The 16,144-nt window shown below is 40.9% G+C and carries 14 protein-coding genes and 2 pseudogenes; 5 read left to right on the forward strand and 11 right to left on the reverse strand.

Annotated features, from left to right (window positions below; genetic code table 11):
- Positions 1-124: 124 nt before the first annotated feature.
- Positions 125-1,096, reverse strand: a complete 972-nt coding sequence (locus A6755_RS20460) for a TRM11 family SAM-dependent methyltransferase (protein WP_174878749.1) — start codon at positions 1,094-1,096, stop codon at positions 125-127.
- 146 nt (positions 1,097-1,242) lie between these two features.
- Positions 1,243-2,334 (reverse strand): CotH kinase family protein, encoded by a 1,092-nt coding sequence (locus A6755_RS20465; RefSeq protein ID WP_063591793.1) that lies wholly within the window; start codon positions 2,332-2,334, stop codon positions 1,243-1,245.
- A 148-nt stretch (positions 2,335-2,482) separates the two neighbouring features.
- Here A6755_RS20465 and A6755_RS28355 point away from each other — a divergent pair.
- Positions 2,483-2,560: pseudogene (locus A6755_RS28355) on the forward strand (CotG/ExsB N-terminal domain-containing protein); the annotation flags it as partial.
- A gap of 97 nt (positions 2,561-2,657) precedes the next feature.
- Positions 2,658-2,915 carry a hypothetical protein gene (locus tag A6755_RS20470; protein ID WP_063591794.1) on the forward strand — a complete coding sequence of 86 codons (258 nt, stop codon included), beginning with the start codon at positions 2,658-2,660 and terminating at the stop codon, positions 2,913-2,915.
- 241 nt (positions 2,916-3,156) lie between these two features.
- Here A6755_RS20470 and A6755_RS20475 read toward each other — a convergent pair whose 3' ends face one another.
- Genes A6755_RS20475 through A6755_RS20485 form a run of 3 tightly spaced genes read right to left on the reverse strand, consistent with a single transcriptional unit; the run spans position 3,157 to position 5,904 of the window.
- Complete coding sequence (locus tag A6755_RS20475; protein ID WP_063592635.1) at positions 3,157-3,468, reverse strand: DUF3870 domain-containing protein; 312 nt, start codon at positions 3,466-3,468, stop codon at positions 3,157-3,159.
- Positions 3,469-3,496: 28 nt separating this feature from the next.
- A complete protein-coding gene (locus A6755_RS20480; protein WP_063592636.1) occupies positions 3,497-4,702 on the reverse strand; it encodes an acyl-CoA dehydrogenase family protein in 1,206 nt (401 codons plus the stop codon).
- Positions 4,703-4,716: 14 nt separating this feature from the next.
- Complete coding sequence (locus A6755_RS20485; protein ID WP_063591795.1) at positions 4,717-5,904, reverse strand: CaiB/BaiF CoA transferase family protein; 1,188 nt, start codon at positions 5,902-5,904, stop codon at positions 4,717-4,719.
- A gap of 445 nt (positions 5,905-6,349) precedes the next feature.
- Between A6755_RS20485 and A6755_RS20490 the strand changes: the two genes are divergently transcribed.
- Positions 6,350-7,288, forward strand: a complete 939-nt coding sequence (locus A6755_RS20490) for a DHH family phosphoesterase (protein WP_063591796.1) — start codon at positions 6,350-6,352, stop codon at positions 7,286-7,288.
- Between the two features lie 124 nt (positions 7,289-7,412).
- Here the strand turns inward: A6755_RS20490 and A6755_RS20495 are convergent, their stop codons facing one another.
- From A6755_RS20495 to A6755_RS20510, 4 genes are all read right to left on the reverse strand, one after another.
- The gene (locus A6755_RS20495; RefSeq protein WP_034314374.1) at positions 7,413-8,429 is read right to left on the reverse strand and encodes an aliphatic sulfonate ABC transporter substrate-binding protein; all 1,017 of its coding nucleotides are present in this window, start codon (positions 8,427-8,429) and stop codon (positions 7,413-7,415) included.
- Positions 8,430-8,470: 41 nt separating this feature from the next.
- Positions 8,471-9,223 (reverse strand): ABC transporter permease, encoded by a 753-nt coding sequence (locus A6755_RS20500; protein ID WP_034314377.1) that lies wholly within the window; start codon positions 9,221-9,223, stop codon positions 8,471-8,473.
- Positions 9,156-9,998, reverse strand: a complete 843-nt coding sequence (locus tag A6755_RS20505; RefSeq protein ID WP_034314379.1) for an ABC transporter ATP-binding protein — start codon at positions 9,996-9,998, stop codon at positions 9,156-9,158. Before A6755_RS20505 ends, A6755_RS20500 begins: the two co-directional genes overlap by 68 nt.
- A gap of 287 nt (positions 9,999-10,285) precedes the next feature.
- Positions 10,286-12,388, reverse strand: coding sequence for a YhgE/Pip domain-containing protein (locus A6755_RS20510; RefSeq protein ID WP_063591797.1), 2,103 nt, complete (start codon positions 12,386-12,388; stop codon positions 10,286-10,288).
- 335 nt (positions 12,389-12,723) lie between these two features.
- On the opposite strand from A6755_RS20510, the gene A6755_RS20515 reads away from it, so the two are divergent.
- Complete coding sequence (locus tag A6755_RS20515) at positions 12,724-13,416, forward strand: DUF421 domain-containing protein (protein WP_063591798.1); 693 nt, start codon at positions 12,724-12,726, stop codon at positions 13,414-13,416.
- A gap of 92 nt (positions 13,417-13,508) precedes the next feature.
- Here A6755_RS20515 and A6755_RS20520 read toward each other — a convergent pair whose 3' ends face one another.
- Positions 13,509-14,033, reverse strand: coding sequence for a type 1 glutamine amidotransferase domain-containing protein (locus A6755_RS20520; RefSeq protein ID WP_063591799.1), 525 nt, complete (start codon positions 14,031-14,033; stop codon positions 13,509-13,511).
- 110 nt (positions 14,034-14,143) lie between these two features.
- The gene (gene truA / locus A6755_RS20525; RefSeq protein WP_063591800.1) at positions 14,144-14,881 is read right to left on the reverse strand and encodes a tRNA pseudouridine(38-40) synthase TruA; all 738 of its coding nucleotides are present in this window, start codon (positions 14,879-14,881) and stop codon (positions 14,144-14,146) included.
- Between the two features lie 612 nt (positions 14,882-15,493).
- On the opposite strand from truA, the pseudogene A6755_RS28360 reads away from it, so the two are divergent.
- A pseudogene (locus tag A6755_RS28360) lies at positions 15,494-16,074 on the forward strand (site-2 protease family protein); the annotation flags it as partial.
- Between the last annotated feature and the right edge of the window lie 70 nt (positions 16,075-16,144).

The raw sequence follows: 16,144 nt of genomic DNA on the forward strand, positions 1-16,144 counted from the left end.
CTTAATTGTAAAGGTGGCTTGTCCGCCATCTGGCATCGGTTGAATATCGAAGCCAGATGGCAGCAAAGCCCTTTTTATTTGTCTAATTGACACTAAAATTTCAGCCTTTTCTTGCTGAAGATACTTACACGCACACGACAATCTCTCTGGAAAAAATGCCTTTCCTGGCAACACAGCGATCAGCAATCTCAAATCCAGCTTCTTCAATCATATGATCCATCGTATCGATCGTTACGACGACGACCTTGTCAGCAAAGCCCCTGGCATGTTTAAGGATCGATAGCTGATCCTCCGGCGTCGCATGTGTATATAAATTGTAGGGCATATCGATAATCGCTACATCATATTTACTGGTGACCTCCGAAATCGGACCTGTAGTTACATCACCTTCGAGGCCGAAATAGGCAATGTTCTCCCTTGAACCGTCGGTAACAAGCGGGTTGATATCCCGGCCATCAATATTGATCCCCATCGAAAGGGCTTCCACCAATACCGTTCCAATTCCGCAGCATGGATCAATTGCCTTCACCCCATCCGGATGTGGAACGGCAATGTTGGCAATGGCCCTCGCCACTCTCGTGCTAAGCGCAGTTGAATATTCACGGGGCTTCTTCATATGTTTTAACCAAACCGCTTCAGGTTTGACATACTTCCCAAAATACCAACGACCGCCAAGCGTCACGATTCCAAAGACCTGATCTGGATTACGTACATCGGCATTCCCCTGAATGTGCCAGCCAATCTCCCGTTCAATTTCACGCTGTCCATCATAATCTATTTTTTCTTCTTTATTCAAATCATTAATTTTCACGAATACTACTTTGAATGTCGAGTCAGGCAAATGAATACCCTTTACTTGCTCAACGATTTCGGATATGCTTTCCCCTTCAAACATGATGTCGACCCGCCCTTTTATAAAAGGGCTCCTGCTCGGTTCAATGGCTATATCACTTTTCAAAATATCCCCTGAAGTCTCAAAGCCAAAGAAAGAACGCATCTCCATTTTAGATAATGAGCGTTCGTCAGGGGTGCATGTAAATGTATATATATATGCCGGTTTGCGGCTATGATTAGTCAATCCATTCCCATCCTTCATTACATTAGATTATACCTTTCTATCAAACATAGCTGTAATAGTATAGAAAAGCAAATGGAATCGTGCAGAAAAAAGCCGGAATGCTTTTTATTCAGCATTCCTGCCACTATATTTTTCATTGTTCCATCTCTAAACGAAAGGAATTATTAATCCAATTTATACAGGTGGCTATTTATATACTTCGCACGGGCCTCAATGAATTTCAGGATGAATTCGGGCTCATCATCAAATTTCTCAATATTCCCCTTGATATATGGATCTTTTGATACATAAGGTCTTAATTGATCATGCATTTCCTGAATGATAGGTTTCATATAGTCCACGTTAAAATGATTGTTCAAAATCTCCTTAAGAAGCTCTTGGTACCGGACACGAAATCCCCTTACATCAAGGATTCTAGCAGTCAATGTATTGAACCCCCCGATTCCCACATAATCCTCTTCCATCACTTTCCCGTTAACATCCCTGCCCCATGTCGCATCATAATCCCATGGAATCATTTCAAATAGACCGGTATCTCCATTTCGATACAAAGCATAGTTATGAACGAACCCATCATAGTTTTGCGTGAATATGACACCGGCCAGCCAGCGCAGGTACTTTTCCACATCGACATATTTTACGATTTCCTTTTCAAAATCCACTCTTGAAATTGTATTGATTTGGAGGATCAGCTCTTGTAAATATAATTCCTCCTTTTCTGTCCCGCATTTTTTTTGATAGCCCATCTCCAATGATTTTTTGATTCCTTTATCCAAATCGCTCATCAATGAGAAATTGGCATCACCATCCACTGCATAGAAAATGGCCCCCTTGGGGAGCCCCCTTTTCTTCAAATAATATTCATCCACCGATTCCAATTCGAGGTATATCCCTTCGTCCTTTCCGTTCATATTCAGGAAAACGAACTGGGAGTTCGGTGACAAGGTGCCTATATCCGCAAAAAAGTCTAAAGATAATTTATTTCTTAGTAAAGATATATCTTTATATTCGGCATTTAAATGAACTTCCTTGGCATGCTTGAAAGTATTAGGTTTATAAAAGACTACATTATAGGATTTTTTGCGAAAACCCCGGATATGTGAGCCACGGTAAACAATATCAATCTCAAGTTTTTTTCCGTTAATTGTTAACTTTGCCGGTAAAGGATCATTGCACCATATATCTCTGCGAAGTTCCATTAAATGAACTGGTGGTACATAAAGCTGGTACACAGGCACCTTCTTGTCAGAATTCATATAACCCTTCCCTTCACTTTCCTATTAAATTATGGAAAAAAAGCGAAGGATGTCACCCTAAAAACACTATTTTTAAAAAGATTGGGGATTATCTTTAGCACATCACGTACAAGCAACATAGTTTAATGTATAGAAAGGGGGATTATATATGTCAGACATCATTCGTGACATACAAAATGCGGTGGATAGAGCCAATTCCATGGGGTTAAGCGATTTCATGTTTAATGACCCACATCCAATAGGCAGACATTCACGTACAAGTAACAATAAAGGGTGCTCTTCTTGCAGCACTAAACGTTGCATGGGCAGGAATCGGTCCACTCGTGGCACTCAAAGTCGCACGAGCAGTTCCACTTGCCGCACGCAAAGGCGCACAAGCAGGAATACTCATAGGGGGTCTTGCTGGAAACGATCAACTTCCGGAACGCAAAGGGGCTCTTGCTGGAAAAGGAGATCTACTTGCAGCAGACAAAGGCGCACAAGCAGAAACCGGTGCTCCTCCAACAACTGCAGATGGCTCTGCTGCAATAACTTTCGCAATAAACGGAAATGGTGCTTCTAGCATCTCGAATCCGTTTTAATGCACAATCAATATTTTTCACTGGTCATTAAGCTTTACCTTAACGTTTTAAATACAAAAAACTCGTCGTATAATGACGAGTTTTTGTGTTTTATAATTATCACGTTCAGTTATAACCATCCAAATGTCTCTTTATACCTGCAACGGTTATTCCGACTCTAGCATAATCCTGTTTAGAACCTGTACCTATATTAAAAGGATCCTACCCTCTTACATACAGTAGGACCCTTTTCCGGTTTCACTTATTTAACGGAGACCAATTCGAACTGTGCATACACATCCTTCAGCCCTGCTTGAATGGCTTGACAAGCCTTCCCACGATAATGAATTTGCACACGATCAATCAATTCTTCGATACCATCTTTCAGGCAATAACCGCGCAGCAGTTGACGGATGAATTCCCTTCCATGCTCTGTAGCAAGCGTACAGGAAGCCTCGACTATTACTCCATATTTAAAGTCAAGCTCCACCGTGATCGTGATTGAATCGTATATATTTCTCGCTGCCATCCCTTGTGGAAGTTTTGCATGCCCTGCAATAAAGTATGTGTTCATCATCTGATCTGATCTCCTCTATCTATAGTTAATGTACGGAAACTTGCTCGAAGGGCCATGCAGGCAATTGCTTGCGAAGCTCTTTATCTTGTCTATAGCCAAGTGCGTATTCACCCTGCATTACAGTATGAATCTCACGGGTTCCTTCGTAAATGACCGGAGCTTTTGAATTCCGCAGAAAACGTTCGACTGGATATTCATCCGAGTAGCCATAGGCACCATGAATTTGAACAGCATCATTGGCCGCTTCATTAGCAGCATTACATGATATCCACTTGGCAAGTGATGTTTCCTTCGTATTCCTTTTTCCTTGATTTTTCAAGGTGCCCGCTTTAAAGACCAGCAATCTGGAAATCTCTAAATTTGCTGTCATCTTGGCAATCATCTGTTGAACGAGCTGATGCCTGCCAATCTCTTTTCCGAATGTGCTTCGTTCATGGCAATACTTCAAGCTTGCTTCCAGGCTTGCTTCTATTAACCCTACAGCACCTGCGGCCACTGTAAACCGGCCGCTGTCCAATGCAGACATGGAAATTTTAAAGCCCTCACCTTCTTCACCAAGCCTATTCTCCACCGGAACTTTTACATCCGTTAAAAAGATCTCGCCTGTATTCCCGGCACGAATTCCCAATTTTCCTTTAATGGCTTTCGACTCCACTCCCTCGAAAGTCCGTTCCACGATAAAGGCAGTGATTCCCCTTGAACCGGCTTCATGATCCGTCTTGGCGAAAATGAGGAAATGATCTGCATAATCACAGAGCGAAATCCATGTTTTTGACCCGTTCAATATATAATGGTCCCCAACACGTTTTGCCGTTGATTTCATCGCCGCTACATCAGACCCTGCATTCGGTTCAGTCAGCCCAAAAGCACCAATCTTGATTCCTTTTGCCTGGGGTACTAAATATTTCTGTTTTTGTTCTTCCGTCCCCCATTGAAGCAGGGTCATGCTATTCAACCCTGTATGTACAGAAACTGCAGTTCGGTAAGCCGTATCTCCCCGCTCCAGCTCTTCACAAACGATGGCTAGGGTATTATAATCCATTCCGACCCCGCCATACTCTTCGGGTATACACACGCCCATCAACTGCAATTCAGCTAACCTTTTTAAAATATGCGGCTGGAATTGACCTTGCCTATCCCACTCTTGAATATATGGAATGATTTCCTTATCCACAAATTTCCTTACCACTTTCTTCACACTTTGCTGCTCTTCTGTTAATTCGAAATTCATCATTAAAATTCCTCCTAAATAATTTTATTTTCCTTGAATTTGCTTATTTGATCTGGACTATATCCTATTTCAGCCAAAATGGAATCGGTATGCTCGCCATAGAGAGGCGGATGCTTTCTCATGGTAACCGGTGTTTTTGAAAGGTTCAGGGGAGATCCCGTCACTTTCAGATCTTCGATTGTGGGATGCTCCATGCTCACCAACATGCCTCTTGCGATGATTTGCGGATCCTCGAACATCTCTGCTATATCATTAATCGGACCATTCGGTATCCCTGCATCATCAAACAGCCTTTTCCATTCCTTCTTTGTCTTACCTCTCAACGAATCCTCTATTATCGGTATTAATTCTTCCTTGTTTTGCAAACGTTTTTCATTATGTTTAAACTGTTCCTGTTCCGCTAAATCAGGTCTGCCTATAACGGTTGAAAATCTCCTGAACTGATCATCATTTCCCACAGCCACGACAAGCTCTCCATCCCTTGTCCCGAACGTCTGGTATGGAACGATATTTGGATGTTGGTTCCCCATTCTTTCAGGGGTCAAGCCACTGAATAAATAGTTGCTGGCGACATTCACCAATGAAGAAACCTGACAATCCATCAATGAAATATCAATTTCCTGTCCTTCCCCCAATTTATCCCTATGATGTAAAGCGGATAAAATGCCAATGCATGTATACAAGCCAGTCAATATGTCAGCTATGGCCACTCCGACCTTCACGGGACTCCCATCTTTCTCTCCGGTGATGCTCATCAAACCACTCATCGCTTGAATGATATAGTCATAGCCAGGCAAATCCTTATAAGGACCGGTTAAACCAAATCCTGTAATCGAGGCCATGATCAGGTTGGGGTTGATTTCCTTTAAATCCTCATAACCCAACCCCAGTTTTCCCAAAGTGCCTGTCTTGAAATTTTGAATCACTATATCCCCTGAAGCCACCAACTTCCGGAAAATCTCTTTTCCTTCCTCAGATTTTAAATTCAAGGTCATGCTTTGCTTATTTCGATTTGCACATAAATAGTAAGCGCTTTCTCCTTCGGCGAATGGCGGCCCCCACCCTCTCGTTTCATCCCCTGATTCATGATGCTCGATTTTAATGACATCGGCACCCAAATCGCCGAGAATCATTGAACAAAACGGCCCCGCCAAAACGCGGGATACATCGATAATCCTGACTCCCTCCAAAGCTCCATTCATATCATCACCCCTTTCAAACTGTCGTGGATACACAAAAAAGAGCCAGTAAAACCAACAATGTCATTACATTGAATGTTTCACTGACCCTTATCCACGAACTGTCTTCCTGCAAAGGAAGATCAAGTGAACCAAGTCAATTTTTATGGATTCCAGTTTTTTATGTCAAGCCGGCCATGCAACAAGGTAACTTGTTGTCATCGGTTTGGTAAATTAAGTATAGTTGCATTTTTTGAATTTTGCAATAATTTTGTTTGAGTGTTTTATTACATCTGTTCCGTATACTTTCCGTATGCTTCAGGACTCCCCCCCCATCCAAAGTAATCGGAATTGCCTTTATTCGTTTGGCATGTGATGATTGAATAGGTATAACTGTCAATATATGAATTTTACATAATTATCAATTGTCACTCGGCAGACAAGGAAAGGTTAAAAAGGGGATGGCGCTATGGACAATAAAAAAATGGAAATAATCGAAGCGTTCAAGAAATACCACACAATCATCATTCATCGTCATGTAAATCCGGACCCGGATGCATTGGGATCACAACTCGGTTTAAAGAAGCTATTGAAGCACTCCTGCCCTTCTAAAGAAGTCTATGCGGTAGGCGAGGAAGTGGATAAGCTTCTATTCATAGGTGATATGGATGTCATTTCCGATAACAAATACAAAGATGCCTTAGTGATTGTTTGTGATACTGCCAACATTTCACGGATCAGTGATTCCCGATATGATCATGGAGACATGCTGATCAAAATTGACCACCACCCCGAATACGAACAATTCGGTGACATTTCTTGGGTCGACCCTTCTTATAGCTCTGCAAGTGAAATGCTTGTTGATTTATTCTTGGAATTTCCAGAAGGCTTCATCATGAATAAAGAAGCGGCTAAATCTTTTTATGCAGGAATACTTAGTGATACAGGGAATTTCACGAATGGGAATACCACTCCCAGGACATTAAAAATGGTTTCGCACTTAAGAACCTATAATATTCAGCCAGAAAGAATCCATAACAGCCTTAATGTTAAGGCGAAAAACGCTTCCAGACTTCAAAAAGACATTCTCATGAGCTTCAAGGTAACCGATAAAGGGGTAGCTTACTTCATTATAACGGACGAGCTTTTAAATATGTATGGTGTGGATCGACTCGAAGCTTCGAATTTAGTCAATACGCTATCAAGTGTCAGGGACAATAAAATCTGGGCTTTCTTCATCGAATACCCTTCTGAAATCCGTGTCAGGATACGTTCACGGAATATTCCCATCGCATCAGTCGCACGTCAATTCAATGGTGGAGGACATTCACTGGCTTCAGGCGCTACCATCCATTCCTGGGAGGAGGTTGATCATGTTATCCAAGCATTGGATCAGGTCTGTCCATAACAGGGAGTTCATGACCTGAGGTGTTTATATCAGGATTATTTCCCCGCTTAATTAAAATGGATAAATCCGGCCATTTAAAAAAAGCGCCAAAGCCAGGATGGCTGAGGCGCTTGCTTGTTTCCATTTATTTGGACACTTCTTCAAGAATTGATAAATCGATCATGCCTTTTATATCACTGCTAGGGATATAACCGGCTTCCTTGCTTATGTCGGCCATTTCTTGAATGACTTGCTCATTAACTTCTGTTGTCACTTCAAGGCGTGAAAATGCTGAAGCCACTTCTTCTTTGCTTAATTCTTTTCCAGTCAGTTCCTTCAAATGCTTAATGACCAGTTCTTGGCTTTCTTCAGGGTTTTCCTGTATGAACTTCACCGCTTTATCATGAGCTTTCAAATAGGAAGCAGCGAGCCCTTTTTTATCCAAGAACTTCTGGCTTGCAGCCACTACCGTGTTGGGTGAATCTTTTCCCCATGCAAATTGATCCCAGTCAAGCACCAGCTTTCCTTTTGCCTGGTTTTCCAATACATACCCCCATGGTTCCTGGGTCGCTGCTGCATCGACAGACTTTTGAACAAAAAGGGCGGTTGTGTCAGCAGGTGCTGCCGCATACAGTTCAACTGTCCCCCCATTTGTAGTCGGTTTTAAATCTACATCTTGAAGGGCCTTCCTAAGCATGACATCCTGTGTGCTTCCAATGACGGGAATCGCTACCTTTTTACCGGCCAAATCTTTTAAATCCGTTACCTTGCTGCCTTCGCTAGCCACAAGTACGGCACCTCCATTAACAGCCCCGGAGATCAGGTGGTATTCAGGGTTTTTCACGTAAAAGTTAAGCAATGGACCAGGCCCGACCGTTCCGACATCAATGGCGTTTGTGGCCATTGCTTCCATGAATAATCCTCCATTGGCCACTGTTTTGGTTTCAATCTTGACATCTTTACCGAACTCTTCTTCGAAAAAGCCTTTTTCAAGTGCAATGATCGTTGCACTGTGGGTTAGGTTAGGAAAATAACCAATTTTCACCGATTTCCCCCCGGACCCTTCCCCTTCTTCATCATTACTGCTGGATTGAGTGCATCCGCTAACTATTCCGATTAACAATACAGACAGAATAAGGGTAAAGAATGATTTTTTCAGCATATTTTTCTCTCCTTTATAACTAGTATTTTATTAAACTACCGTTACTTCACTCCCCATTTCAGTTGAACATTACGTTCAAGACGGGAGAAGACGACATTATCCACGATTGTTCCGATGATTGCGATGATGATCATCACGGAGATGACCAAATCCATTTGTCCAAGTGATCTTCCCATTTCCAGCAATTGGCCAAGACCGCCTCCCCCGCCAAGTAATTCACCTGCCATCAATGCACGCCAGGAAAAGGCCCATGCAATTCGGAGACCGGATATTATTTGCGGGACGGATGCTGGTAAAATCACCGTGCGAAGAAAATGAAATCCGGTCGATCCATATGTTTTGGCAACCCGCTGATACAACTGGGGTACATTCCGGAAGCCACTTGTTGCATTAACCGTCATCGTCCAAGTTGCGCCGATGGTGACGATGAAGAGGATCGAAAAATCATTCAATCCAAACCAAATGATCGCTAAAGGAAACCACACGATACTCGGAATGGACTGTAAAGCCGTCACGACGAATCCTAAAGTATCTTCGACCAATTTAAAGCGCCAAATGAAATATCCTAATATCAGACCTACTATAATCGCAATCATAAAGCCGATCAGGATACGGCCAAGGCTTTTTCCGATGGCTTCGGTTATTTGTCCGCTCATCAGTCCCTTAAACAGAGTTTCCAAAACCTGAGTCAGGCTCGGGAACATGAAATCCGGAAGACTGGAAAGTCTAGATGTGACTTCCCATATCCCCGCTATCATCGCGATGAATATGATTCGTCTTAAAGCTGTAATCATTCCCCATTTCCTCCTTCAGCACTTTTTCAATTTCCTCCTGCAAAATCGATAGAACCCTTTGTTCTGTATGCAAAGTTACACTATCCGGCATAACTCCATCTTTCATGGAAGGAACGGAAATCGTCTCTTTGATTTTCCCGGGACGGGTAGCAAAGACGATAATTTTTTCGGAAAGCTGAACAGCCTCGCGAATATTATGGGTAACGAAAAAGATCGTCACTTTAGTTTTTCTCCAGATTTCGAGCAGCTCTTTATGCAAAACCATCCTCGTTTGCTCATCAAGTGCGGAGAATGGCTCATCCATCAACAGGATATCCGGTTCCATCACCAACGCTCTTGCGATGGCTACCCTTTGTTTCATTCCTCCTGAGAGTTGATGAGGATAGGAGTCAACATATCGGCTGAGGTGAACCATCTTTAAAATGTCCAATGCCTTGGCTTTTGCCTCTTCTTTGGGCATTTTCTTTAACTTCAATCCGTATGTAACATTTTCAAGTACTGTCAGCCAAGGAAATAACCCCGCCTCCTGAAACACGACAACCCGTTCCGGACCTGGCTTCACCACTTTTTTCCCAGCTACACGTATTTCACCTGTATCTGCCTTATCGAGGCCGGCAATCAGATAAAGGAGCGTGGATTTACCACATCCTGAAGGTCCGACGATCGAAACGAAGCTTCCTTTCTCGACCTCTATGTTTATCTTATCGAGCACCTTTATGCTTTCTTTCTTTTCATTCTTAAAACTTTTTTCAATGCCATCTATTGTTAAATACATAAAGTCACCCCACTTTTATATCGCATCGATTTACTAAACATTATTTCTTAATAATGATTAATCCAATGGTTTTTGTCAACTATAAAAATGCAAAAATTCTAATTTATCGGTATCTTTTTATTCAACTGTCAATGTATTGATGAATATTCCAAACCTACATAAAAATACATATCATAAATACCATTCAGCAAATAAAAAAACCCGAGCCCCTTTTAAGGGTTCAGGCTGAATATATCCATAATTTTCAACTTCAGTTAACCGCGGTCACCAACACTCTTTCAATTCCCTTAAAAAATCCTGCTTCCATACAATTTATTCTTCATCTTTTGTGTCCTTGCATGCAGAGGCTTTTTCAAAATAACACCTAAGATGAACGTGATTATTAAAAAGAGAATCAAGATAAAAATGTCCTTGCCAGCTACACTCCAGGTTATTCCCCCAACAGATTCACGAAGCAAACCCACAGCATAGGTGAATGGCAAGAAAGGGTTAATATGCTGAAAAAAGGGCGGTGTGACTTGAATGGGGAAGGTGCCTCCTGAACTTGATATTTGAAGGACCATCAAGACGACGCTTATCCCTTTTCCAACATTTCCAAGAACGGAAACGAAGGTGTAGACAATGAGTGTAAATACCGTACTTATCAGAACGGAAAACAGGATGTACTCAAATTTATCCGCTACATAAACACCGATAAGGACGATATTCCCAATGGAAACACTAAGGGCCTGCATCACCCCAATGATGAAAAATATTAGATACCGCCCGATATAAATTTGATACGGGCTGTAGACCTTTTGAGAAACACCCACGCTAAGCATGGAAATCAATATTGTACCGCCGACCCAAAGGGAAAGTGCCGTAAAGAAAGGAGACATGGCGGATCCATAGTTCGGAATCGGAAAGAGACTGTGTTTATTGAGCAGAACTGGTTCTGAAAAAAATTCACTTTCTTGTTCAATATCATTCCTTAGGAAATCGATCACTTCTTCCATATTATAAGACTTATCAATTTCCCTCATTTTAGAAGCCAGAGCCTTTATTTTCGTTTCGATTTCCGGAAACTTATTCTGTAACTTATCAATATCCGCTGTACGTGTTTCCAATGTTCGATTGGTCTCATTCAACAGCTTCCTCACCTCAGGAAGAACCTTGGTTCCCTCCTCCATCGTAAGCTGGACATTATTCAATATTGCTTCTGTTTCATTCCAGATTTCATTGAATTTTGGACCCGTTTCCTTTGAATAGCTCTCCTGGAAGCTTGCCAAGACTTGATCATTGTTCCTGCCAAGTTCGATAAGATTGCCGTATGCTCGGTCAGTCAGCGCTTGAAGTTGGTTCGAAGCATTATCTCTTAGTTCATCAACCAGCTGTATTTCTGGCTGAAGCACGTTTTTCTCATTAAATTGATTGACTCTCACCAATAAATTATACATACTGTCCAAAAGGTACAACTCTTTATTTATCCTCGTTACACCTTGTTCCACTAGCTGATCCGACTCATTGTCAGGTAAATCCTGACCCGTTAACCGGTTTGCCAGCACTAAAATGGATTCATTATCGCTCCTTATTTTCGCAATATCATTTTTCAAGAGGGGATTGATTCCTTCGAATGCCTGCCTTGTTGAATCTACATAACTAGAAACGTCCGATACCAATTTGTCCTTCTGTGATGTTATTCCTTCTATCGAATTCAGGCCATCATTGACCCTCTTAATGATATCTTCAGCCTTTTTGACATGTGTTTGAACGGTTTTGATATTTTGTTCAAGCTCAGGCAGTTCAGCCTCCAATAAATAAACCATATTCTTCATTTTTTGAATCGTCGGCAACTCGTTTTGCAGGGTGATTCCCAGTTCATTAAAGATTGCAAGGATACTCCCACTGGCTGATTTGATAAAGGTTTTGCTCACATTGTCCACAATGCTGTTGGCACCCGCTGCCGTAATTTTAGGAGCAATGGAATTGATTTTTTCATTTACATAGTAATCAATCCCCGCCTTCTTAGGGTCATCGGTCATGATCGTCGCAATATGTTCGGAAAAGTTCTCCGGAATGATGATGGATGAATAATAATCACCCTTTTCCACCTTTTCTATCGCTTCTTTTTCCGATGTGAACCTCCAGCCCAGATCCTTATTCTCCTTTAACCCTTCCATTACTTCCTTGCCTATGTTCACGGCTTTGCCATTTAACTCCGCACCTTTATCATTATTGGCAACACCGACAAGAATTCCTTCCGTGTTTGCATACGGGTCCCATGATGCAACAATATTAAACCACGCATAAATGGAAGGTATGAACATGAGAAAGACGACCACGATACAAACAAAGAAATTTTTATAAATGCTTTTTATATCGTCAATGAAAATTTCCTGAATATTTCTCAAAACATACCCCCGTGCAAATGTATTTTGATACTATTATTCGTAGAAATTTCTTAATCGATACTAAGTAAACATATCCATGGATTTATCAAATCAAATAAAAAAGAAGCAAGTAAAGGGCGGCTTGCTTCCTATATTTCACTAATATGAATGCTGGTTTATGGAAATTCATTTTTTATGTATCGCACCAATCGTTTAAATCTATTAATTCATGTAAGAGGGGTTCCCAAATCAAAGACGGTTTCTTGTCTGTTTCCTTTACAGAATAAATAAATGGCAAGGTGTAAGAACATACTATCACAAACGAATGTCGGGAGTTTTGTAAGGGAGAAATCGTCATGTCGGAATCTGTTGAAATCATCTTTCGAACCTTTACCTCTTTTATTTTATTGTGGGTATTTGTCCAAATTCTCGGTAAACAGACAATTGCCCAGAAGACCTATCACCTTTATATCGCTTCCATTACGATGGGGACAATTGCAGGAAATCTAGCATTCAATATTAAAATTAAATTCCTGTATTTCATCATTTCCATAATTATTATGGGTACCGTCGTTTTCATGCTCAATCTTCTAGCGGTTCGAAATCCGCGTTTCGGGAAATGGATTGCCGGAGAACCTGCCACTTTAATTCAAAAAGGAAGAATTCTTGAAGAGTCAATGGAACGGATGGGGTATTCACTGGATTCTCTTCAACAGGCTTTGCGGGGAAAAGATATCTTCAACATAGATGAAGTTGAATGTGCCATTTTAGAGATAAATGGTTCACTCTCTGTATTAAAAAAAGAACAATACCAAAATGCCGCCAAGCAGGATTTACCAATACTGCCCCCAGCAGGTTCTGTACCGATTGAACTGGTCTATGACGGAAAAATCTTATATGATAACCTATCCACACACACCTACAATGAAGGATGGTTGATGGCTGAACTCGAAAAAAGGAACCTTGTTGTTTTTGATATCTCCTATGCTGTCGTAGGGACAAAAGGAAATTTATATATTGATTTGATTAAGGATCAATCAAGGGAATGATCTTTATCATAATCACTATTAAAATAAATTTGGGTATGGATAAAAAAGTGTTTTTTCCAGAAGGAAAAACACTTTTTCACCGTACTATGGATTTAACCCTTTTCAATCACGTTTATCAATTCCCTTAAATAATCCGGCAGATCAGGCGGACGCCTGCTTGACACAAGGTTTCCATCTACGACGACGGGCTCATCTATCCAAGTTGCCCCTGCGTTTTCCATATCATCTTTAATGCCAGGTGTACTCGTTACATTCTTCCCCTGTAAAATTTTCGCGGATATCAACACCCAACCAGCGTGACAAATTTGCCCAATGGGTTTTTTATTATCTTCCATGCTTTGGATAAGTGATATCACTTCAGGAAACCGGCGAATTTTGTCGGGTGCCCAACCGCCCGGTACAAGAATGGCATCATATTCTTCAGCCTTGATACTGCCATACTCATAATCAGATATAGCTGGTACACCATATTTTCCAATATATGTTTCATTCGCCTTTTCTCCGGCGAGATGAACAATCGCCCCTTCTTCTTTTAAACGTAAAATCGGATACCAGAGTTCTAAATCTTCAAAATCATGGTGCACAAGACTGATTATTTTCTTTCCTGCTAATCTCATGAAAATCTCTCCTTCTTTCGTATTTTCCGCTTTACCATTCTTCCCTATTACTTCCCTTTTTCTACTGCCTGTACACATTACATTCATTAACACATGCATCAATATCCGGTCTAAAAATCAACCTTTACCAAGTATAACCCAGCTGCCTCCGCCATACGGCCCGTTTGGATTCTTTCTTTTGACTCTACAATACTTGGTATATTTTCAGCATCTATTTCACCCAACCCAACTTCTATCAACGTCCCGACAATCTTTCTAACCATATTATAAAGAAATCCATCGCCTCGTACTGTAATTTCGATGAAACCGGCATCTTCTTCTATATCAATGGAATATATTTCACGTACCATGGATTTTTTCTTGGATTTTGCATTTGAAAAAGCAGTAAAATCATGTTCACCTCTAAAATGTTGACATGCTTTTTTCATTCTAGTGATATCCAGCTTTTCCTCTACATGCATACTGTACTTTCTCATGAAAGGATTTGTGTATGGCTCGTTCCAGATCTTATACAAATAGGTTTTATCCTTAGCATTATAACGTGCATGAAAACGTTCAGGGACTAACGTAACCTCGACAATGCTGATATCTCTTGGTAAATATCTATTCAAATAATCCATGATTTCAACTTCAGTCAGATTTTCACCAATCTTAAAATTGGCGATTTGAGCAAGGGCGTGTACACCGGCATCCGTTCTGCTGCATCCGATGATCTCGATTTTTTCCCCTGCCATTTCCGTTAATACATTTTCTATTTTCCCTTGGATCGTATCATCACTATTACCAAGTCGCTGCCAGCCTTTATAGCGCCCGCCATCATATTGAATGGTCAATTTATAATTGTTCATTGCTTCCTCCTTATTTCATCTAAACAGAAAATTCTCAATAAAATACAAGCCCCCATACAACTCCTGCTGTATGAGGGAACAGATGGTCCTCTTAGAAAAACTTTTATATTGTTAAGCTTTTGTACCATATTTCGTTCGGGAGCACCCCACCGCTTAAAAAGACCATGAATTATGTAAAGATGACAGCATCTTATCTATCATTCGATAGTCAATCCTAGCTGAAATGCACTTCTGCATAGTGTACCAAAGTGGCTAGCGTCATGCAACGAACGATTCACCTTCACATGCAGTTTCTGTGCAACTTTGTGCAATGCATAAAAACACACAGGAATGATATTTGGATATGCTTTGATATCAAGGATTTGAGCCTTTGTTAGTTCCTGTGAGGGCCCTAAGTATTAAGGACAGAACTCTATCTTAATTATAAAATGTAATACTTGAAAGGTAATATTCTAGAAAAATATCACTAAGATGATAATAATTGGATTACCCAATACGATATAATAAGGATATTAGTAAGGTGATAAATCAAGAAGGAGCTCAGATAGACTTAGTGTCACTGGGGTCATCTGTTTTCCCATTTACTCTAGGAGGTACATTTTGAAAGAATCTATATCGAAAAAAGGATGGGTAGGTTTGGGGGCCATCGGGTTATTTTTCCTGGGGAAAATGAAATGGTTGTTTGCGCTATTGAAAATAGCAAAAGTAGGTTCCCTGATTTCTATTTTCGTTTCATTAGGTGCGTATGCCTTGGTTTACGGTTGGAAATTTGCCGTAGCCCTAGTCTATCTAATTTACATCCATGAAATGGGGCATTTACTTGCTGCAAAGAGAAAAGGCATCAAAACATCCAATGCCATTTTCATCCCTTTTGTCGGAGCATTAATTGCCCTTAAGGAAGAACCCAAGAATGCTAACCAAGAAGCTTATCTTGCCTTCGGTGGTCCTTTATTAGGTACATTAGCATTTCTACCTGCCATCCCCCTATTTATGATGACGGAAAATCCATTTTGGCTTTTAGTTATTACACTTGGAGCCATGATTAACCTATTTAATCTAATGCCTGTGCATCCTCTTGATGGAGGACGTATAGTGGGAGTCATCTCCACAAAGCTTTGGGTAGTAGGGATTATCGGGATGGTTGTATATTTATTTCTCCATCCAAATCCATTCTTAATTCTTTTCTTATTATTGGGCATTTCTAAGTGGTGGAAAGAAATTCGTAGCGAGACAACCAGAAATCAAAGAGACATCATCATTGAA

Origin of the sequence: Peribacillus frigoritolerans (assembly GCF_001636405.1) — a bacterium.
GTDB lineage: Bacteria > Bacillota > Bacilli > Bacillales > DSM-1321 > Peribacillus > Peribacillus frigoritolerans.